This is a genomic window from Streptomyces sp. NBC_00440 (assembly GCF_036014215.1).
In the GTDB taxonomy this organism is placed as follows: domain Bacteria; phylum Actinomycetota; class Actinomycetes; order Streptomycetales; family Streptomycetaceae; genus Streptomyces.
The window spans coordinates 7879330-7899856 of record NZ_CP107921.1; the positions used below are offsets into that span (position 1 = coordinate 7879330).

Consider the following 20527-nt stretch of genomic DNA (forward strand, 5'->3'; position numbering starts at 1 on the left):
GCCCATGCGGCTGCGGAGTCAGACGGTCGAGCAGGGCGACTCGCCCATCAGCGCTGCCTACGACCTGATCGAAGGGCACCTGGGGGAGGGAAAGCTGCTCGATCTCGCGCAGGCGGCACCGCAGTATCCGCCGGCTCCGGTCGTCAGCGAGTACGTGGCCGACCTCGTCCGTCGGGGAGGCGGCAGTGAGTACACGGAGGTGCCCGGACTCCCGCAGCTGCGGGCCGCGACGGCCGAGGACCTGAGCGAAGCGTACGCAGGGCGAGTGGCCCCGGAGAACGTCGTCGTCACCGCGGGGTGCAACCAGGCGTTCTCGCTGGTCGCCTCGGCGCTGGCCGGCCCGGGCGACGAAGTCGTGCTGGCGCTGCCGTATTACTTCAACCACGACATGTGGCTCCGCATGAACGGCATCACGCCGGTGTATCTGGAGCCCGACGAGGACCTGGTGCCCCGCGCGGCACGGGCCGGGCCGCTGATCACCGGGCGGACGCGCGCGATCGTGCTGATCACCCCGGGGAACCCGACGGGGGTGACGATGCCGCCCGAGGAGATCGCCGCGTTCGCGACGTTGGCGGCACGGCACGACATCGCCCTGGTGGTGGACGAGACGTACCGCTCGTTCCGGAGCACCGACCGGCCGGCGCACGACCTCTTCGCCGACCCGGCCTGGACACGGACCGTGGTGAGCCTCCACTCGTTCTCGAAGGACCTTGCTCTGCCCGGCTATCGGGTCGGGGCCGTCGTGGCGTCGGCCGAGCTCAATCGTGAGGTGTGCAAACTCCTCGACTGTGTGGCGGTCTGCGCCCCGCGGATCGGTCAGGAGGCGGCGTGGGCGGGGCTGACGAAGGCCGGCCGGTGGCGGACCGAGCGTGCGCGGGAACTCGCACGCCAGAGGGCGTGGCTGACCGAGGCGATGGCCGAGCGCCCGGGTGGGTTCGAACTGCTGTCGTGCGGTGGGTTCTTCGGCTGGCTCAGGCACCCCTTCGCGGATCGTTCGACGGAGGACGTCGTGGGTAGTCTCGTGCGCGACCACGGCGTGCTGGTGGTCCCGGGAACCGCCTTCCTGCCGGAGGACCGCCGGACCCTGCGCGTGAGCGTCAGCAATGCCGATCCTGCGGCCATCTCCGAACTCGTGGTCCGTCTGCGGGACATGGGGGCCGCAGGGCCCCGACCGGCGTAGATCCAGGAGCCGGTGTCCTGGCTTCACGTGACAGTGCAACGAGGGGGCGCGCCGGTAGCTTGCCTCTTGTCCGAAGCTGTCGAATCCGACTGGTGAGGCACCATGAATCCGTTCGACGATCCCGACGGCACCTTCCATGTGCTCGTGAACGACGAGGAGCAGTACTCCCTGTGGCCGACGGCGCTGGAGGTTCCGCCCGGGTGGAGCATCAGCCACGAGGCGGACACACGCCAGGGGTGTCTCGACTACATCGAGGTGACCTGGACGGATCTTCGGCCGCGCAGCGCCCGCCGTGACGAAGCCGGAGCCGGCAGGGAACCGGCGCGGCGCGGCGGAGGCGCTTAGTGGACACCAGCATCTTCTTCTTCTCCGCGGAGGCGGAAGCGGGAGGGGGCGCGGATCCGTACGCGTTGGTGAAGGCGGTCGCCGCCCGCATCGACGACAGCGCGATGTGCGGGCTGTGGACGCCCGAACGGCACTTCAACGTCTTCGGCGGTCTGTACCCCAACCCCTCGGTGCTGGGTGCGGCCCTCGCCGTGTCGACGAGCAGGGTGGCGATCAGGGCCGGCAGCGTGGTGCTGCCCCTGCACGATCCCGTGCGGGTCGCCGAGGAGTGGTCGGTGGTCGACAACCTGTCGGCGGGACGTGCGGAGATCGCCTTCTCCAGTGGATGGCACGCCAACGACTTCGTGCTGGCGCCGCAGGCCTACTCCGGGCGAGTCGAATCCCTGGACGACGCCATGGACCGGTTCACGCGACTGTGGCACGGGGACGCCGAGAAGCGCAGCGACGGCAACGGCGACCAGATATCGGTCACGACGTATCCACGCCCGCACCGAGCCGACATTCCCTTGTGGATGTCGGGCCAGTCCGAGACGACGTTCCTGCACGCGGCGCGGCGCGGCACGGGGATCGTCACGAACTTCACCGGCAGACGCTTCGACGATCTCGAACGGAGAATCGCCCTCTACCGTTCCGCGTTCGTGCCGTCCCGTCACACACCGAGCCCACGGGTCGGTCTGATGCTGCACACGTACATCCATGACGATCCGCGTGCCGTCGCGGACGCACTTGACTCGTCCTACGACGCCTACGTCCGCCGCCACCTCGACCTGCAGCTGCAGAACGAGGCCGCCGACATCTCGGCAGCCGATCTGGACGACATGGTGGCCACGGCCAAGGGCCGGCTGCGGGGCGGCGGTGGTCTCGTCGGCGACAAGGCCGCCTGCGCGGAGCGCATCCGCCGCTTCGGTGACATCGGCGTCACCGAGATCGCCTGCCTGGTCGACTTCGGCATCGACCCGGAGCTGGTGCTGGAGAGCCTTGACAATCTTGACGATGTCGCGTCGTCAGTCCAGTGATTGGGGGAGCAGTGGAACTGCCACTCGCGAAGCTCGAAGAATGGATGCGGCGCTACTACCACGTGGTCGACCACGACATCGGCAGCAGCGGAGTCCGGGACCTGACCGTCGGCGAGCTGTGTCACATAGCCGACTTCGACCTGGCCGAACTGGCGGACCTTCCCTTCCACGACAGTGAGCCCCTGGGAGGGCGGAATCTGCGCGCCGCGCTGGCCGACCGCTGGACCGGCGGCGACAGCGAGCGCGTGATGGTCACCCACGGGTCCAGCGAGGCTATCTGGCTCGTCATGCAGACCCTGGTGCGCCCCGGTGACGATGTCATCGTGGTGGATCCGGCCTACCAGCAGCTGCACGACATCGCGGTGGCCCGCGGCTGCCGCCTGCGCAGGTGGGACCTCTCCAGCGGCGACGGCTTCGCCGCCGACACGGACCGGCTCCGGAAGCTGGTGGCGGCGGAGCGGCCACGCATGATCGTGGTCAACTTCCCGCACAACCCGACGGGCATAACCATCACCCGCGAACAGCAGGACGAGCTGATCGAGATCGCGGCCGCCGCCGGCGCATGGCTCGTGTGGGACAACGCCTTCGGCGAACTCACCTACGAAGGCGACACACTGCCCCTGCCGCACGACCGGTACGCACGCAGCCTGTCCTTCGGTACGTTCTCGAAGAGCTACGGCCTGGCCGGCATCCGCACCGGCTGGTGTCTGGCGCCCCCCGAGATGCTCGCCGAGATGGCGTACCTGCGCGACTATGTGGCGCTCTACGTCTCACCGGTGCTGGAGTTCTTCGCGGAACGGGCCGTCCGCAAAGCGGACCGCATTGTCGCCATGCAGCGCGCACATGCCGGTCAGAACCGGGAACTCCTGCTCGCATGGGCGGGCGAGCACCCCGACCGCGTGCGGCTGACACCTCCCGCCGGCGGCGTCAGCGCGCTCGTCGAACTGCGCGGCGTTCAGGACGTCACCGAGGTGTGCCGCCGGCTCGCCGAGGAGTACCGCACGTTGCTGATTCCCGGGGAGTGTTTCGGGGACGCGTACCGCAACCACGTCCGGCTGGGCTTCGGAGGCACCCGTGCCGAACTCACGGCGGGACTGGCCAACCTGGATGTACTGCTGAAGTCGTAGGTCCGGCGGGGGCTCCCTGCCGGACCCACGACCGGGGAGCGCTAGTAGATGACCCGGTGGTCCGCGGCAGGGCGCCAGGCCCGCGAACCGCGGAGGTTGCGCGTGATGTTCAGGCGCTTGAGCCAGCGATCACTGCCGTCGTAGCGGGCCCGGAAGGAGTTACGGCCGTGCACTGCCCGGAAATTGTCGATGAAAGCGCAGTCGCCCCGTTCGAGGGCGATGCCCTTCATCTTGGATTCGATCTCGTCGCACAGCCCGGTATAAGCCGTCAGCGAGCGTTCGGTCCAGCCCTCGGTTTTCATGTGGTAGGGGTCGAGGACCATATAGGGATTGGCCCGGTCACCGAAAAGGACGGGCCGCTTGACGGGGTTCGCGTTCCACGACTCGATGGTCTTGAAGCTGCCCTCGCGCAGCCGCTGGATGGTGGGATCGCCCGTTGATGTCGAATTCACGGGCAGGTGGGAGTTGTCGGGCATCTGGGTGAAGGCGGGCTCGAAGAGCGCGTCGACATCCAGGCCGGACCAGTCGAGATCGCCCGCGTCGCAGACCGTCGTCTCGACGGCATCGGGGTTCTTCAGGCACATCAGGGCGACGTAGTCGCCGCGGCAGGGGTGGAACGCGTCCTCGGTGTGCCAGGACAGGTGCTGAAGGCTGTTCGAGCCGAGCTCGTAGTGTTCGTGGCCCTTGATGGGCAGGACATCGTGCATGATCCGGCCGTCCTGCTGGGTCGCCCAGCCGAACACGTCGCCCAGCACCGAGGCGCACAGCAGGAAGAAGACCTCGTAGCGCAGCGTGGGCGAGCCGACGTGGCTGCCGCGCCAGTGCCCCGGTGTCGGCCCGATCTCCTCCTCGTCCACCTCGAAACCGGAGACCAGACAGAGGGCCGCCGGCTCCCGCAGCCGGTGGTCCTCAAGGAACTCCAGAAGACGCGCGGGCAACCTCCGGGCGAGCAGCGGAGCCTGGCGCAGCAGAACCGGGTCCTCGATGGTGGTCCACCGGGCAGTGATGTCGCTGAGCAGCGGGGCAACTGCTGTACGGTCGTGCGCCGTCAGCGTGAGCTTGTTCATCGCCCTTCCTTCTTCCGCGGCCGTTCGCGGCGAGTTCATGAACGCGTAGAACAAGAAAAAGCGTATGAGCACACACGACGACGGCGGACGTGCCCAATACAAGGGACAAGTAATCCGCGCCCTCCCAAAATAGGGTCTCCAGCGTTGATACCGATTCGGAATCCGTGATATCGGCAGACGAGGGAATCCGTGACCGCGAACTTGACCTTGATGGAAGTCGACGCTCTGACCGACCCCGATGGTCGCCTGAATCTGACGGACGGGCATGCGCGTCTGGCGTTGTCGCCGGAGCAGGCAGCCATCGTCGCCCGCATCCCGGAGATGTTCGCGATCACCACCCGTCGCGCTTTTCCGTCCATCGAGGAAGCGGCGCACACCGCCTTCCTCGGTGCGATCGGACAGCGCACGGCACCGATCGGGACCGGCCGCATCCTGAGCTGCTACTCCTCGACCCTCGCCACGGACATCGTGGCGCGGGCGCTGCCGGCGGGAGCGACGGTCGCCGTCCTGCATCCGACGTTCGACAACATCGCCGACCTCTTCCAGACCCGGGGTCTGAAACTGGTCCCGCTGCACGAAGAGGCGCTGCTCAACCAGGACTGGCCGGGGTCGCCCGTGAGCGCCGTCGTCATCACCATGCCGAACAATCCGACGGGTCTGGTCACCCCGGAGGGCCATCTGCGCTCGCTGGCCGAGCACGCCGCACGGCACGGCCAGACGGTGATCGTCGACGCCAGCTTCCGCGGCCAGGTGCGCGACGCGCAGTACGACACCTACGCCGTGCTCGATGCAGCAGGCGCGGACTGGATCATCATCGAGGACACCGGCAAGTTGTGGCCGATGCACGAGTTGAAGATCGGGATGCTCGCCTACAGCGAACGCACCACACTCCCGATCAGGCGCGCCTTCTCCGAGTCGATGCTGGCCGCGTCACCGGTGGTGCTGCAGCTGGTCGAGGCGCTGGCAGGAGACTGGGCCGACGGCGGCTACGAGCGCGCCCGCGCCCTCGTCGAGCGCAACCGCAGCGCGGTGCGCGAGGCGATCGAGGCCGCCGGCACCGAACTCGCCGATCCCCACTCCCAGATCAGTGTGGCGCGGGTCGCGCTGCCGGAGGGCGGCCCCGACTCCTCGCAGCTCTACCAGGACCTGAGGGCGCGCGGGGCACACGTGTTGCCCTGTGCCCCCTTCTACTGGGCCGATCCCGCGAGCGGCCTGCGCAGTATACGTATGTCGCTCGCGCGGCCGTACGAGGTCGTCCACACCGCAGCGGCGGCTCTGGCCGACGCCTACTCGTCCCGGAGGTGAGCGGTGACCGCCGCGACGATGGACTTCGAGATCTGTCCTACGCGCCGGCCCCGGCCCGCCGCTGAACGGGACGCGGTGTTGGAGGAGCCGGGGTTCGGGCAGACGTTCACCGATCATATGGTGACGTTGCGCTGGTCCGCCGAGCGCGGTTGGCACGACGGACGCCTGGAACCCTACGGGTCGTTCACGCTGGAGCCCGCGACCTCGGTCTTCCACTATGGGCAGGCGCTCTTCGAGGGGATGAAGGCATACCGGCACCCCGGCGGGGCGGTCACGCTGTTCCGTCCGGAGGCGAACGCGGCACGGTTCAACGCGTCGGCGCGGCGCATGGCGATGCCCGAACTGCCGCCGGAGATCTTCGTCAGGGCCGTCGAACTGCTGGTGTCCCACGATCGCGACTGGGTGCCTGAAGGGGCCGGCAGAAGCCTCTATCTCCGCCCTTTCATGATCGCGACAGATCCCTCGCTGGGTTTCACCCACCCGTCGCGCACCTTCCTGTTCTGTGTGGTCGCCTCGCCCGCCACCGCGTACTTCGGCGGAGGACAGCCCAAGCCGCTGGCGGTCTGGCTGTCGACGAACTTCACGCGCGCGGTCCGCGGCGGAACGGGCTGCGCCAAGACGGGCGGCAACTACGCGGGCGCCTTCGCCGCCGGGCTGGAGGCGACGGCCCACGGGTGCGACCAGGTGGTCTGGCTGGACGCCATGGAACACCGTTGGGCCGAGGAGATGGGGGGAATGAACCTGTTCTTCGTCCACACACCTCGCGACGGACGACCGCGGTTGACGACCCCGCCCCTGACGGGCACGTTGCTGCCGGGCATCACACGGGACTCGCTCCTCACCCTGGGGCCGAAACTGGGCTATGACGCGGCCGAGAGCCCGATCTCCATCGAGCAGTGGCGCGAGGAATGCGCGTCCGGTGAGCTCACTGAGGTGTTCGCCTGCGGAACGGCCGCGGTGATCGCCCCGGTCGGCACCGTGAAGTCGGAGAGCGGGCAATGGAAGGTCGCCGACGGCGCACCGGGTCCGGTCACCCTCCGGCTGCGCCGGGAGCTGCTGGGGATCCAGCACGGTTCGGCGCCCGACCCGGAGGGCTGGGTCCATCATGTCCGCTGAACTCAGGGCCCGTGCGCAGGAGCCGCGCTGCATCCACGAGATGGTCGGCGAGCAGGCCCGCCGCACACCCGGCGCGATCGCCGTCAGCCACGGGGATCTGCGCCTCACGTACCGCGAACTCGACCTGCGCTCGGCGGCACTGGCACGGCGCCTGGGGAGCGCCGGGGTGGTGCGCGGCGACACCGTCGTGGTGCTGCTCGACCGGTCGATCGACCTGATCGTGGCACTGACGGCCGTGCTGCGGGCCGGCGCGGCCTATCTCTACCTGGACCCGGCCGAGCCCATCGGCCAGCGGGAGCGGATCCTGGCCGACACCCGCGCCCGATACGCCGTCGCCCACAGCGATTCCGCCCACCGGATCGACCTGCCGGTCGTGCTGAACATCGACGACGGCGAGCCCGAGGCATCTCCGTCCGTCCCGGCCGACGAGGACGACCGAACTCCCGTGGACAGCCCGGCGTACGTCTGCTACACGTCGGGCTCCACCGGCGACCCCAAGGGCGTGGTGGTCTCGCATCGGGCGGTCTTCCGCCTTGTGGACGACCCGTCGTGGATCGATGTCCGCGACGACGACGTGTTCTTCCAGCTCACCCGCGTCGGTTTCGACGTGTCCACCTTCGAGATCTGGATGCCCCTCGTACGAGGGCTGAGGCTGGCCCTGGGGCCGCCGCTGCGCGCCAACCTGGATCTCGCCGATCTGGCCGGGACCATGCGCGCCGAGGGCGTCACCGTGCTGTGGCTGACGGCGGGGCTGTTCCACCAGATGGTGATGCACCACCTGGAGGGTCTGGCCGGGATCCGGCATCTGCTCGCCGGCGGGGACGTGCTGTCCCCGGCCCACGTCAGCCGGGTGATGACCGCCTACCCCGACCTGGTCTTCACCAACGGCTACGGGCCGACCGAGAACACCACCTTCAGCACCTGCTGGACCACACGCGATCCGGGTTCGGCGCCCACAGTCCCGATCGGCGTCCCGATCGACGGCAGTTCCGCAGTGGTCCGCGGCGACGACCTGCGGCCCGTGGCCGACGGGGAGATCGGCGAACTGTGGGTAGGCGGAAGCGGGGTGGCGAACGGGTACCTGCACCGCGGGGCGGAGACCGCGATGCGCTTCGTCGCCGACCTCGACCCGGATGCGGCACCGGGCAGCCGGATGTACCGCACCGGCGACCTGGCGCGATGGCGGGCCGACGGCACCCTTGAGTTCCTCGGCCGGGTGGACCGGCAGCTGAAGATACGCGGCTACCGCGTCGAGCCGAGCATGGTGGAGTCGGAGATCCTGCGCCTCCCCGGCGTCGCGCAGGCAGCCGTGGTGCCCCGCACCTACGGGGCGAGCGATACGCGTCTGATCGCGTACGTGGGCGCCGGGGGCGATCCGTCGACCTGGCCCGCGTTCAGCGCCTCGCTGCGGGAGCAGCTGCAGGCGGGACTGCCGGCACATCTGGTCCCGTGGGCGATCGTCGTGCACCCCGAGCTGGCGCTCAACCCGAACGGGAAGGTGGACCGTTCGGCGCTGCCGTCGGCGAAGATCCCGCGGAACGTGTGGAACGAGTACGTGGCGCCCAGGAACTCCGTCGAGGCGCGATTGGCCGAGATCTGGAGCGAGGCGCTGGACATCGAGGATGTCGGGATCGAGGACAACTTCTTCGACCTGGGCGGGCACTCCCTGCTGGCCGCCGAGTTGCTGGCCGCGCTGCCGGAGGAGTTCGACTCGACGCTGCCCGCACGCACGCTGTACCTGCGACCGACGATCGCCGAACTTGCGAAAGAGCTCCGCGGCAGCGCGGAGGAGTCGAATCCAGAGAGGACCACGGATGCATCGGCTCAGTAGGAACGAGGTCGACTCGTCCGCAGGACCGGCCGCGGGCTGTCCCGTCGGTGCGGCCGCCGCCGGTCTGGCGCACTCCGCGGCCTTCACCGAGATGGGATTCCGTGGAGTCTGGGCGCGGATGCGCGAGGAGGACCACCTGGAGTGGACCCAGGTGGACGACCACAACGGATTCTGGTCGGTGGTGACGTACGCCGATGTGGAGCGGGTGCTGCGGGACGCCGCCGCCTTCACCTCCGAGCGCGGCACGATGATCAATATCCTCGGGGTCGAGGACCCGGCGGGCGGGCGGCAGATCGCCGCCACCGATCCGCCGCGGCACACCGTCATGCGGGCCCGCCTGCAGAAGGCGCTCGCCATCAAGTCCATCGAGAAGCAGCAGAGCATGATCAGCAGCCTGGTCGACGAGGCGCTGGCACCGCTGGCCGCCGACGGCGGCTTCGACTTCGCGGAGGCGATGCTGGCCCTCCCGGTGGCCATCGGCGGCGAGTCCATGGGGCTGCCGCGTGCGGACTGGCCGCGGCTGGGCGAGCTCCTGGTCGCCTCCGTCGCCGCCGACGATCCCGCGTACCAGAACGAGGCGGGCACTCAGGCGACACTGGACGCCGCCCATCGTGAACTGTTCGCGTACTTCCAGGACATCTACCGCGAGCGGCGCCGCAACCTCGGAGACGACCTCATCAGCGTGCTGATCACCACCGAGGTGGACGGACGCACCATGACCCCCGGTGAGGTCATGTCCAACTGCTACAGCGTGCTGCTCGGAGCGGTCGTCACGACGCCGCACGCCCCCAACTACATGATGACCGAGCGCATCGCCGACGGAACCCTCAGCCGGTGGGCCGAGGACATCACCGCCACCCCGACGGCCGTGGAGGAGGCGCTGCGCCTGGGCTCACCCGTCAGCCACTTCATGCGCTACGCCGTCGACGACGTGGTGATTCGCGGGACGCGCATACGGGCGGGCGAAGCCGTGGTCAGCTGGCTCGGCGCGGCGAACAGGGACAGTGCGGTGTTCCCGGATCCGGAGCACTTCGACATCCGCCGGCGCCCGAACAAGCATCTGGCCTTCGGAATCGGCCCCCACTACTGCGTTGGGCACACCGTCGCGCGGGTCACGCTGCGCACCCTGTTCAACGAGCTGCTGACGCGGTTCACGGCGTTCGAGCCTGCCGGGGAGCCCGAGCGGCTGCGCTCCAACTTCGTCTCCGGCTACCGGAAGCTGCCGATCACCGCGTCGCCTGCCCACGCAGGCTGAGTCCGAACGTCGGAAGGGTTTCCCCATGTCCTTGTCCCGACCTCCCCTCCGCAAGCGCTGGCTGACCCGTGAACCGTCGCGGTCCGCGCGCGCCCGGGTCTTTCTCATTCCCTATTCGGGGTGCGGAGCGAGCATGTACCGGCAGTGGCCCGTGGAGCGGGACGGTGTGGAGTACCTGCCGGTCGAGCTCCCCGGGCACGAGTCGCGGTTCGCCGAGCCCAACTTCACCTCCTACGCGGAACTCGCCGTGCAGATGATCGAGGGGCTGGCGCCCCACCTCGACGTGCCGTTCGGCTTCTTCGGCCACTGCGGTTCGGCGCTGGCGGCGTACGAGACTTCGGTGCAGCTGGTGACGAGGGACGTGGCGACCCCGTCGGCGCTGTTCGTCTCGTCCGAAGTCGCCCCGCAGGACGGACCCGCCGGCAGGTTCCTGCAGATGGACGACCACGAGCTGGGCGCCGAGCTGGAGAAGCTGATCCGCGAACTGGGCGGCACACCGTCCGCCGAACTGATCGAGTTGTACCTTGAGGTCCTGCGCGCGGATGTGGAGACCAACAAGCGCTACGTCGTGCCCGACCCCTTCCGGCTGCCGTGCCCGATCGTGGCCATCGGCTGGACCGGGGACGAGGAGATCCCGTACGCCACCATGGGCGGCTGGCCGACATGCGGGGAGACGAAGTCGGAACTGCTGGAGGGCAGTCACCATCGGTTCATCGAGGCGCCGTCCGAGCTGCTCGACCTGATGGGCGCGGCACTCGGGGTCGCGTCATGAGCGGCGCCGCGCGGACGGCGACGGCGCGGGAACGGCTCTGGCTGAAGCGGTTCGCCGCGCCCCTGCCCGCCGGGGCGACCAAGCTCCTCTGCTTCCACTACGCCGGCGGGAGCGCGGGGGTCTTCCGCCATTGGGCCGCGCGGCTTCCGTCGGTGGAGGTCATCGGCGTACAGCTTCCCGGGCGCGCGGACCGGTTCCTCGAAGAACGCCATGCCCGGATGGATCCGCTGGTGGAGGAGCTGATCGACGTGCTGGGGCCGTCTTTGGACCAGCCGTTCGCCTGCTACGGATCCAGCATGGGCGCTCGCGTGGCGTGGGCGCTGGCGCACGCCCTGCGCGATCGTGAACTGCCTTTGCCCCGAGCCCTGTTCGTGTCCGCGAGCGGCGGGCCGGCCCTCGACGACGGGAACTGGCTCTGGGAGGACCGCGACGACGGGTTGGAGGGCTATGTGCGGGAGATGGGCGGAACCCCACCGTCCGTGCTGGCGGAAGCGAGCCTGCTGGCCGCTCTGCTGCCCGTCCTGGAGGCGGACCTGTCGGTGCTGAGTACGCATGACTTCCACCCGGACGTGCCGCTCGACCTGCCGATCCACGCCTTCGCCGGGGAGCACGACCCTGAGGCGGGCCCGGAGCACATGCAGGCGTGGCGGGACGAGACGACGGCGGCCTTCTCCATGGAGGTCCTGCCGTGCGGACACTTCTTCGACTCCGCATCCGAGGCCAAGGTGATCGACTCCATCGGCAGAACGCTCGACGGACCCCCGGCCCGTACCCGGCCCTCGGCTCCCTCGGAAGGAACGGGGCCACGGCCGATCGACGAAGGAGTGGCGATATGAGCGACTTGGCATCGCGGATCGCCGCACTGCCGCCGGAGCAGCGGGCCGTGCTTGAGGCGCGGCTGGCCGACCGTGCGGCCGCTCGCGGGGACAGCGCGGGGGGCCGGATCCTGCCGCGCGACCGCTCCGCCCCCACCCCGCTGGGTGTCTCCCAGCACCGGGAGTGGGCGGTCGGACAGATCCGGTCGGTCAACAACATCACCGGTGCCCTGAGGCTGGAAGGCAGTCTCGACCTGAGCCTGCTGAGCAGTGTTCTCACCGACATCGTCGAGCGCCACGAGGTGCTGCGGACGACGATCGACCTGGCCGGGAAGGGGACACCGGTCCAGGTCGTCCAGGCGGTGACGCCGGTGCCGACGCCCGTGGTGGACCTGACCCATCTGGCGCCGGCCCGGCACAACGACGAGGTCACGCGGCTCGCCCGACGTGACATGACCCGTCCCTTCGACCCTGCCGATCCGCAGCGCCTGCGGGTGACGCTGCTCAGGCTGGAGACGGAGGTCCATGTCGCGCTGTTCGCGGCCGACCACGCGGCTTCGGACGCCTGGTCGCTGGCGATCATCGTCGAGGAGCTGGCTGCGATGTTCCGCAGCCGTCTCGGCGACGGCCCGGCGGACCTGCCTTCGCTCGATATCCAGTTCGGGGACTTCGCGGCGTGGCAGCGCGAGGAGCGTGACGAGGAGCGGGAGGAGCTCGAAGTCCAGCACTGGCACAAACAGTTGGAGGGCATGCCGGCCGAGTCCGCGCTGCCGGCCGACCGTCCCGTTCCGGCGCGCCCGACGTATGCGGGCGGGGTGTACGACACGCACCTCCCGCAGGAGCTGGCGGCCGGAGTGCAGCGGTTCGGCGAACAGGAGGGCGCCTCGCTGTTCGGCGTGCTGCTCGCCGCGTGCTCGGTGCTGCTCAACCGGTACTCGGGCGAGGACGACGTCGTCGTCGGCTCGCTCGTGTCGGGACGTACCCGCGGGGAGAGCCAGCGGCTCATCGGCAGCTTCGCCAATCCGCTGCCGCTGCGGGTGCGGATGCACGACGGACTGACGCTCCGTCAAGCCGTACGGGAGGCGCACGCGACGCTGGCGAGCGCGCTCGACCACCAGGACCTCCCTTTCGAGCGGGTCGCCGAGGGCCTCGGTCTCGGTCGTGAGTCGACCCGCACCTCGTTCAGCCGGGTCTGGATCAACGTACTCACCGTGCCCGACATGACCCTGGACCTGCCGGGACTGCGCATCACACCCGTGTCGATCGCCCCGGCCAAGACCTCGGTCGACCTCACCCTCAACGTCACGCCCAACGCGGGGACGCTGCAGATCCAGTGGCACTACATGTCCGAACTCTTCGACTCCGCCACGGTCGCACTGCTCGCCGAGCAGTTCCAGCGGGTGCTCCACCAGCTCGTCACCGCACCCGATACCCCCGTCTGGGCTGTCGAGCTCAGGGCCGGCGCCGCAGGGAGCGAGCCCACGTTCTCCTACGACGTGAGCGGATTCATCGAGCAGTTCCAGCGCAGGGTGCGGCTCGCCCCCTACGCTCCGGCGGTCGTCTGGGACGGAGTCGCGACCAGTTACACCGAGCTCAACCGCCGTGCGAACCGGCTCGCCCACCGGCTGCGGGCCGCAGGAGTCCGGCGGGACGCGCGCGTCGGCGTCCTGGTCGACCGCTCACCGGCCCTGGCCGTGGCGATCCTGGCCGTGCTCAAGGCGCACGGGGCGTATGTGCCCATCGACCCGACCTACCCGCCGGAACGCATGGCGTTCCAGCTCGCCGACGCGGACGTTCGGGTGCTGGTGACGGAGGAGCCACTGGCGGACAGGCCAGGGACGGGCGCATGGACCACCGTCCTCATGGACGGTGACGACGTACAGGACGGCGACGAGGCCGACCTCGACCTGCCGGATCCGGCATCGGCGGCGTACGTCGTCTACACCTCGGGATCGACCGGCCGGCCCAAGGGCGCCGTGATCGAGCACCGGTCGCTCGCGGTGTTCGCCCGCGACGTGGTGGATCGGCTCGGCCTGGGCACCGGCGACCGGTTCCTGCAGTTCGCCTCCCCGGGCTTCGATGTCCTCGTCGAAGAGCTGTTCCCGACCTGGCTCGCCGGGGGCGCCGTCGTGATGCCGACGAAACACCTGATCAGCGGGGAGGACGACCTCGCCGCGCTGGTCGAGCGGGAGCACCTGACGGTCATGGAGCTGCCCACGGCCTACTGGCACGAGTGGACGCGCGAGATCGACCGGCTCGGCCTGCAGCTCCCGAGGCATCTGCGCCTGGTGATCATCGGGGGTGAGCGGGTCCTGCCCGAGCGCCTCACCATGTGGCGGCGCACCGGCGTGCCCCTCGCCCACGTGTACGGCCTCACCGAGACGACGGTCAGCTCCACCTTCTTCCGGCTGGACCCGGACGACCCGGAGGCGGAGTGGCCGAACCTGCCGATCGGCACCCCGCTTCCGTCGGCCGACCTGCGCATCCTCGACCGGCGGATGCGGCCGGTCCCGGACGGCGGAGTGGGCGAACTCTACATCGCAGGGGTCAGCCTCGCCCGCGGCTACCTGGGCCGTCCGGGCCTCACCGCACAGCGCTTCGTCGCGGACCCGGCGTCGCCGGGCGAGCGGGTCTACCGCACGGGCGACCTGGTGCGGCGCCGCACGGACGGCAACCTTGAGTTCCACTCCCGGGTGGACACGCAGGTCAAGATCCGTGGCTTCCGCGTCGAGCCCACCGAGGTCGAATCGGCCCTCATCGACCATCCCGGGGTCGCGGAGGCCGTGGTGACGGCCCATGAGCCGGCCCCGGGAGACCGCCGGCTGCTGGCCCATGTGGTGCCGTCGGCCGGAATGGCCGGTGTCGCCGCCGGGCTGCGCGACTTCCTCCTCGAACGGCTTCCCTCCTACCTCGTCCCCTCGGCGTTCGTCGAGATGGAGGAGCTGCCGCTCAACGCGAACGGCAAGATCGACCGTGCGCGCTTGCCCGCTCCGAGCCGCGAAGACGCGGTGAGCGCGGCAGGCTTCCGCGCACCGGAGTCGGCGACGGAACAGGCGCTGGCCGGGATCGTCGCCGGTGTCGTGGGCATCGCAGAGATCGGTGTCGACGACAACTTCTTCGAGGTCGGCGGCGACTCGATCCTCGCCATCCAGGTGGTTGCCCAGGCACAGCAGGCGGGGCTGCGGCTGACCCCGTACGACCTCTTCGCGAACCCGTCCGTCGCCCGGCTCGCCGTGGTCGTCGAGGCCGGCCGCATCGTCGACGCCGAGCAGGCGGACGTCACGGGTCCCGCACCCCTTGCACCGACCCAGCACGCCTTCTGCACGGCCGAGTTGACGCAGCCCGCGCAGTGGAACCTCTCGGTGCTGCTCGACCTGGCGGTCGAGATCGACCCCGAGGTGCTGCGCGCGGCAGTCGAGGCGGTGCTCGGACACCATGACGGGCTGCGTCAGCGGCTGCTGCTCGCGGGGGCCCGCACCCGGTCGCGCATCGCCCCGCGCGGCGACGAGACCCCGTTCGCCTACCACGACCTCTCCGCCGGCCCGGACCCGGACCTGCGGACCGCCGCGGTCTGCGCGGAGCTGCAGCGCAGCCTCGAACCCGCGGTCGGACCGATGATCAGGGTCGCGCTGCTGCGAACGGGTCGGGGGCGTGCGGACCAGCTGGCCGTCGTGGTCCACAGGCTGGTGGCCGACACAGCGTCCATGCGGATCCTCCTTGAGGACCTGGAGACCGCGGTGGTGCAGCTGTCGGCCGGTGAGCCGCTGCGGTTCCTGCCGAAGACCACGTCATGGCAGTCCTGGGCACGCAGGCTCGCCTCCCATGCCGCATCGGAGTCCGTACAGGGCCAACGCCCGTACTGGTCCGAGGTGGTGACCGCAGATCCAGGGGAGGAACAGCGCGGACGACTGCCCGGGGACCATCCGGATCAGCGCGGACCCGACACCGAGGCCGGCTCCCGGACCGCCACCGCGCGCCTCGACCCGGCCTCGACCGCCACCCTGCTCGCGGCCCCCGACCGGCTGGCCTGCACCGTCGAGGAACTGCTGCTCGCGGCGCTGGCCCGCACCCTTGAGGAGTGGACCGGCCGCGAGCGCCACCTCGTCGACGTCGTCCGCCACGACCGGGCGCAGCTGTTCGACGACGTCGACGTCACGCGCACCATCGGCTGGTTCAGCCCCGACCACCCGCTGCTCCTGCACGCCGCCGGAGAGGAAACACTCCGCACCGTCAAGGAGACGCTGCGCGCCGTGCCCGCGGGCGGAACCGGCTGGCAGCTGCTCAGCCAGGGGCGCGAGCCGCTGCGGGCGGCGCCGGTCGATCTCTCGTTCGCCTACACGGGCAAGGCCGTGGAGCCTGCGTCCGGTACCTTCGCCGTCGCCGCGGAGACCATCGGCGGCGATCGCAGCCCCTCCGAGCTGCGGCCCCATCCGCTCGATGTGCGCGCCGGCGTACGCAACGGCGAACTCGCCGTCTCCTGGGAATACAGCGAACTGCGGCACGACGCCACGACCGTGGAACGTCTCTGCCTGCGCCACACCGCTCACCTTCGCTCACTGATCGGCGCGGCGAACCCGGAGGGCGCGACGGAGGACTTCCCGCTCGCGCGCGTCGACCGGGCCCAGCTCGACGGCCTGCTGGGCAGGCTCGCCGAGAGGCAGCCCGAGTGAGCGCGGAGGACGTGGAGGACGTCTACGAGCTGTCACCACTGCAGCAAGGCATGCTGCTGCACTGCCTCTACGGCGGGGACTCCGACACCTACCTGGCGCAGCACAGTTTCGCCGTCGACGGAACGCTCGACGCACCGGCGTTGGAGACCGCCTGGCAGCAGACCGTGCGCGCACACCCGGCCCTGCGCACGTCCTTCCACTGGGAGGGCATGGACACGCCCCTGCAGGTCGTGCACCGCCACGCGCCCGTTGAACTGCGCCGCCACGACTGGTCCCAACTCGACACGGCCCTGCAGGACGAGAAGGCAGCACAGCTGCTCGCGGCCGAGCGGGCGGCAGGGTTCGACCTCGCGCAGGCACCCCTGCTCCGCCTCGACCTGGTGTGCCTGGGCGCCGACCGGCACCTCGTGGTGTGGACCCACCACATGCTGCCCATCGACGGCTGGTCCGTGCCGCTGGTCATCGGGGAGGTCGTCCACCGCTACCTCAGCCTCACCACAGGGGCACCGCCACCGGCCCCCGCCCCGCCCTACCGCGACTACATCGCATGGCTCCAGCAGCAGGACCTGGACGCCGCACGGGAGTTCTGGACCGAGACCCTCGGGGACGCCGGTGGATTCAACCGACTGGGTCCTCTGCGGCCGAGTCCGCCGGACGGTCCGCCCTCGGTCATCGACGAGCACAACCTCGTCCTGGGCGAGGAACTGAGCGCCGCGCTGCGCCGGACCGCCGCTCGACACGGGGTCACACCGGGCACCCTGATGCTCGCGGCCTGGGCCCTCGTGGTGGAGTGCTTCAGTGGAGGTTCCGACGTACGGTTCGGCGTGGCCTGCTCCGGCCGGCCCGCGCTGCTGCCGCAGGTGGAGCGGATGGTCGGCAGCTTCGTCAACAGCCTCCCGCTGCAGCTGACGGTCCCCATGGACCGCGAAGTGGGGGAGTGGCTGCGTGAGGTCCAGGCGCTGAACGCGGCGGCCCGCCGCTTCGAGTTCAGTCCGCTCGCCCAGATCAAGTCCTGGGCGAAGGTGACGGCGACCGAGCCGCTGTTCGACAGCCTGCTGGTCCTGGAGAACTACCCCGTGGACTTCGGTGACATCACCGACGCACAGCAACTGTCGCTGCGCGGGCTGACGGACTTCGAGAAGACCAGCGAACCCCTGACCGTCTTCGTCACCGCGGCGTCCACCTTGCGTGCGCTCTACCACCGCGACCGCATCGGCTCCCGGGACGTTGAGGAGATCCTCGGCGCCTTCCGGACGGCCCTGACGGGGCTGACGCGAGAGGCGAGGACCGGCCCCGTCGCCTCCGGCCTCGCGCGCCTCGGCCAGGCGGACCCAGCGGCGTCCGGGAGCTTCGCCCGCTACGGCGACGGCGGGACGTGCCTGCCCGCACTGGTGCAGCGGTGGGTGGAGCGGACGCCTGACGCGCCCGCTGTGGTGGCGGAGGACGGAGGGCTCAGCTTCGGCGAGCTGTGGGACCGGTCGTGCGCCGTGGCCGCGGCGCTGGCCGACGCGGGGGTGCGGCACGGTTCGACGGTCGGGGTCTGTCTCGAACGCTCTCATGACCTCGTAGTCGCCGTCCTCGGCGCACAGTTGGCGGGCGCGGCGTACCTGCCGCTGGAGCCGACGCTTCCCGAGGCACGCCTGTCGTTCATCGTCGCCGACGCCGGGGCCGAGGTGGTGATCGCACAGCCCGGCCTGATGACGCTCGCACACCGCATCGGCGCGACGCGGGTCGTCAGCCCCCTGCCGCCGAAGGAGCCCGGCCCGAGCCGGACACCGGTCCCGATGCAGGGCTCCGACCTCGCGTACGTCATCTACACCTCCGGATCCACCGGCCGCCCGAAGGGCGTCGCGGTCACCCATGAAGCGATTCTCAACCGCCTCCTGTGGGCGCAGGACACCTTCGGTCTGACACCGGACGACCGCGTGCTGCAGAAGACTCCCTTCGGCTTCGACGTCTCGGTGTGGGAACTGTTCTGGCCGTTGATCACCGGCGCGGTCATGGTGCTGGCCCGCCCCGGAGGACACCAGGACGCCGCCTACCTGGCCGGGATCCTGGCCGACCAGCGGGTCACGACAGCCCACTTCGTGCCGTCGATGCTGGAACTGTTCGTCGACGACCCCGCTGCCACCGACCTGCCGGACCTGCGCCGAGTGCTCTGTAGCGGTGAGGCCCTGCCTCACGGCCTCACCCGCCGGTTCGCACAGACACTCCCGCAGGTGGAACTGCACAACCTGTACGGGCCGACCGAGGCCGCGGTGGACGTGACGTGGTGGGACTGCGCCGGCACAGCCCCTCCGGGCGTGGTCCCCATCGGCCGGCCGCTGGCGAACGTACGGGCCCACGTCCTGGACGAACGGCTCGCGGAGGCGCCGCGCTCGGTGCCGGGAGAGCTGTATCTGGGGGGAGTCCAGCTCGCGACCGGTTACGTGGGACGGCCCGGACTCACCGCGGCCACGTTTGTCGCGCACCCGCTGGCGGGCCCCGGCGCACGGCTGTACCGCACCGGCGACAAGGTACGGAGGCTGGCCGACGGCTCCCTGGAGTTCCTCGGCCGCATCGACCACCAAGTGAAGATCAACGGGTATCGGATCGAACTCGGCGAAGTGGAGCACACCCTGGCTGGGCACCGTGCCGTGCGCGAGAGCGCGGTCACGGTCCATGCGCGCGGTGAGCACCGCGAACTCGCGGCGTACGTGACCGCAGCCGACACCGAGGCCGACCGGACGGAGCTGCCCGCGCGGCTGAAGGAGCACCTCGCCGACCGGCTGCCGCGCTACATGGTGCCCGCGACGGTGACGGTCCTCGACACGATGCCGTTGAACCGCAACGGAAAGCTCGACCGCTCAAAGCTGCCCGATCCGCGCCGAGAGGTGCAACGGCCGGCCAACCGCCCGTGGAGCGGACCTGAGACCGCGGGTGAGAAGGCGGTCGCCGCCGCCTTCGAGGCCGTGCTCGGGGTGCAGTCGATCGAGCGCGACAGCGACTTCTTCGAGCTCGGCGGTACCTCCTTCGACGCGGTCCGCGCGATCCGGCAGATCGACGGGGCGACGATCCCCCTCATCACCACACACCCGACCGTGCGAGGCCTCGCCGCCGCACTGGAGTCACCGGCCTCCGCCTCGGGCATGCTCCTGAACCTGGCGCCGCCGCAGACGCGGCCCGGAACGAACCTGGTGTGCGTCCCGTTCGGCGGCGGCAGCGCCATCGCCTACCGTGCCCTCGCCGGCCAACTGTCCTCCGATGTCTCGCTCCAGGCGGTGACACTGCCGGGACACGAACCGGGAAGCGACCCTCAACTGCGCTCGGTGGACGCCATCGCCGGCGAGTGCGCCGCGGCCGTGCTGGCGCTGCCACCCGGCCCCGTCGCCGTCTACGGCCACTGCGTGGGCGTGGCGATGGCCGTCGAGGTCGTCCGCCGGGTCGAAGCCGCGGGACGGCCGGTCGAACGGCTGTTCCTGGGAGCCTCGTACCCGTTCTACGAGCCACGCCGCATCGGAGGTGCACTGCAGCGGGTGATGGCGGCTCTGGTGCAGCGTGGGTGGCTGCGGGTCGGTGCGCGGACGGTGGGGACGACCAGGGGGAGCGTGTCCGAGGCCGACGAGGCGGAAGTGCGCTACCTGCGATCCATCGGCGGGTTCGGCACAGAGGTCGACGACGAGACCATCGCGTTCGTGATGCGTGCCTTCCGCCACGACGTGACCGAGGGCGGCCGCTACTTCGCCGACGTGTGGACCCGCGGGACCGAGCCCTGGCTGAGCGAACCCGCAGAACCACCCACACCGCTCTCCGCACCGATCACGTTCATCGCGGGCACCGCCGACCCGATGACCGCCGGATACGGTCGCGGAGTCCGGCTGTGGGACCGGTTCAGCAGCAGCGTCGACCTCGCCGTGATCCCCGAGGGAAGCCACTACTTCCTCCAGGACCAGGCCGAGGCGCTGGCCGGCGTCATCGAGAAATCGTTGGACGCGCACTGCGGCCGCTGCGGGGCGGAGACGAAAGCCGGCTGAGCCGGCCGCCCGCCC

General features: G+C 70.2%; 13 protein-coding genes. 12 read left to right on the forward strand and 1 reads right to left on the reverse strand.

Annotated elements, in window-relative coordinates:
* Window positions 1-4: 4 nt before the first annotated feature.
* The 4 genes from OHB13_RS34980 to vioD all read left to right on the forward strand — a co-directional run bounded on the left by OHB13_RS34980 (window position 5) and on the right by vioD (window position 3668).
* Window positions 5-1180 carry an aminotransferase gene (locus OHB13_RS34980; RefSeq protein ID WP_328379837.1) on the forward strand — a complete coding sequence of 392 codons (1176 nt, stop codon included), beginning with the start codon at window positions 5-7 and terminating at the stop codon, window positions 1178-1180.
* Window positions 1181-1282: 102 nt separating this feature from the next.
* Window positions 1283-1525 (forward strand): MbtH family protein, encoded by a 243-nt coding sequence (locus tag OHB13_RS34985; protein ID WP_328379838.1) that lies wholly within the window; start codon window positions 1283-1285, stop codon window positions 1523-1525.
* Complete coding sequence (locus OHB13_RS34990) at window positions 1525-2541, forward strand: MupA/Atu3671 family FMN-dependent luciferase-like monooxygenase (RefSeq protein WP_328379839.1); 1017 nt, start codon at window positions 1525-1527, stop codon at window positions 2539-2541. Before OHB13_RS34985 ends, OHB13_RS34990 begins: the two co-directional genes overlap by 1 nt.
* Before the next feature lie 11 nt (window positions 2542-2552).
* Window positions 2553-3668 (forward strand): capreomycidine synthase, encoded by a 1116-nt coding sequence (gene vioD, locus OHB13_RS34995; RefSeq protein WP_328379840.1) that lies wholly within the window; start codon window positions 2553-2555, stop codon window positions 3666-3668.
* Window positions 3669-3709: 41 nt separating this feature from the next.
* On the opposite strand, the gene vioC is transcribed toward vioD, so the two are convergent.
* Window positions 3710-4735, reverse strand: a complete 1026-nt coding sequence (gene vioC, locus OHB13_RS35000; protein ID WP_266861804.1) for an arginine beta-hydroxylase, Fe(II)/alpha-ketoglutarate-dependent — start codon at window positions 4733-4735, stop codon at window positions 3710-3712.
* A gap of 210 nt (window positions 4736-4945) precedes the next feature.
* Between vioC and OHB13_RS35005 the strand changes: the two genes are divergently transcribed.
* The 8 genes from OHB13_RS35005 to OHB13_RS35040 are packed head-to-tail and all read left to right on the forward strand — an operon-like array spanning window position 4946 to window position 20512.
* Window positions 4946-6040 (forward strand): aminotransferase class I/II-fold pyridoxal phosphate-dependent enzyme, encoded by a 1095-nt coding sequence (locus tag OHB13_RS35005; RefSeq protein ID WP_266861802.1) that lies wholly within the window; start codon window positions 4946-4948, stop codon window positions 6038-6040.
* A gap of 18 nt (window positions 6041-6058) precedes the next feature.
* Window positions 6059-7156 carry a branched-chain amino acid aminotransferase gene (locus tag OHB13_RS35010; RefSeq protein WP_328380463.1) on the forward strand — a complete coding sequence of 366 codons (1098 nt, stop codon included), beginning with the start codon at window positions 6059-6061 and terminating at the stop codon, window positions 7154-7156.
* Window positions 7146-8987, forward strand: a complete 1842-nt coding sequence (locus OHB13_RS35015) for a non-ribosomal peptide synthetase (protein WP_328379841.1) — start codon at window positions 7146-7148, stop codon at window positions 8985-8987. Before OHB13_RS35010 ends, OHB13_RS35015 begins: the two co-directional genes overlap by 11 nt.
* Window positions 8971-10242, forward strand: a complete 1272-nt coding sequence (locus OHB13_RS35020) for a cytochrome P450 (protein WP_328379842.1) — start codon at window positions 8971-8973, stop codon at window positions 10240-10242. The genes OHB13_RS35015 and OHB13_RS35020 overlap by 17 nt, the downstream gene beginning before the upstream one ends.
* Before the next feature lie 25 nt (window positions 10243-10267).
* Entirely contained in the window at window positions 10268-11014 is a 747-nt protein-coding gene (locus OHB13_RS35025) for a thioesterase II family protein (protein WP_328379843.1), read from the forward strand.
* Window positions 11011-11850 carry a thioesterase II family protein gene (locus OHB13_RS35030; protein ID WP_266861794.1) on the forward strand — a complete coding sequence of 280 codons (840 nt, stop codon included), beginning with the start codon at window positions 11011-11013 and terminating at the stop codon, window positions 11848-11850. The genes OHB13_RS35025 and OHB13_RS35030 overlap by 4 nt, the downstream gene beginning before the upstream one ends.
* A complete protein-coding gene (locus tag OHB13_RS35035; protein ID WP_328379844.1) occupies window positions 11847-16499 on the forward strand; it encodes a non-ribosomal peptide synthetase in 4653 nt (1550 codons plus the stop codon). The genes OHB13_RS35030 and OHB13_RS35035 overlap by 4 nt, the downstream gene beginning before the upstream one ends.
* Entirely contained in the window at window positions 16496-20512 is a 4017-nt protein-coding gene (locus tag OHB13_RS35040) for an amino acid adenylation domain-containing protein (protein WP_328379845.1), read from the forward strand. The genes OHB13_RS35035 and OHB13_RS35040 overlap by 4 nt, the downstream gene beginning before the upstream one ends.
* The last annotated feature ends 15 nt before the right edge of the window (window positions 20513-20527 follow it).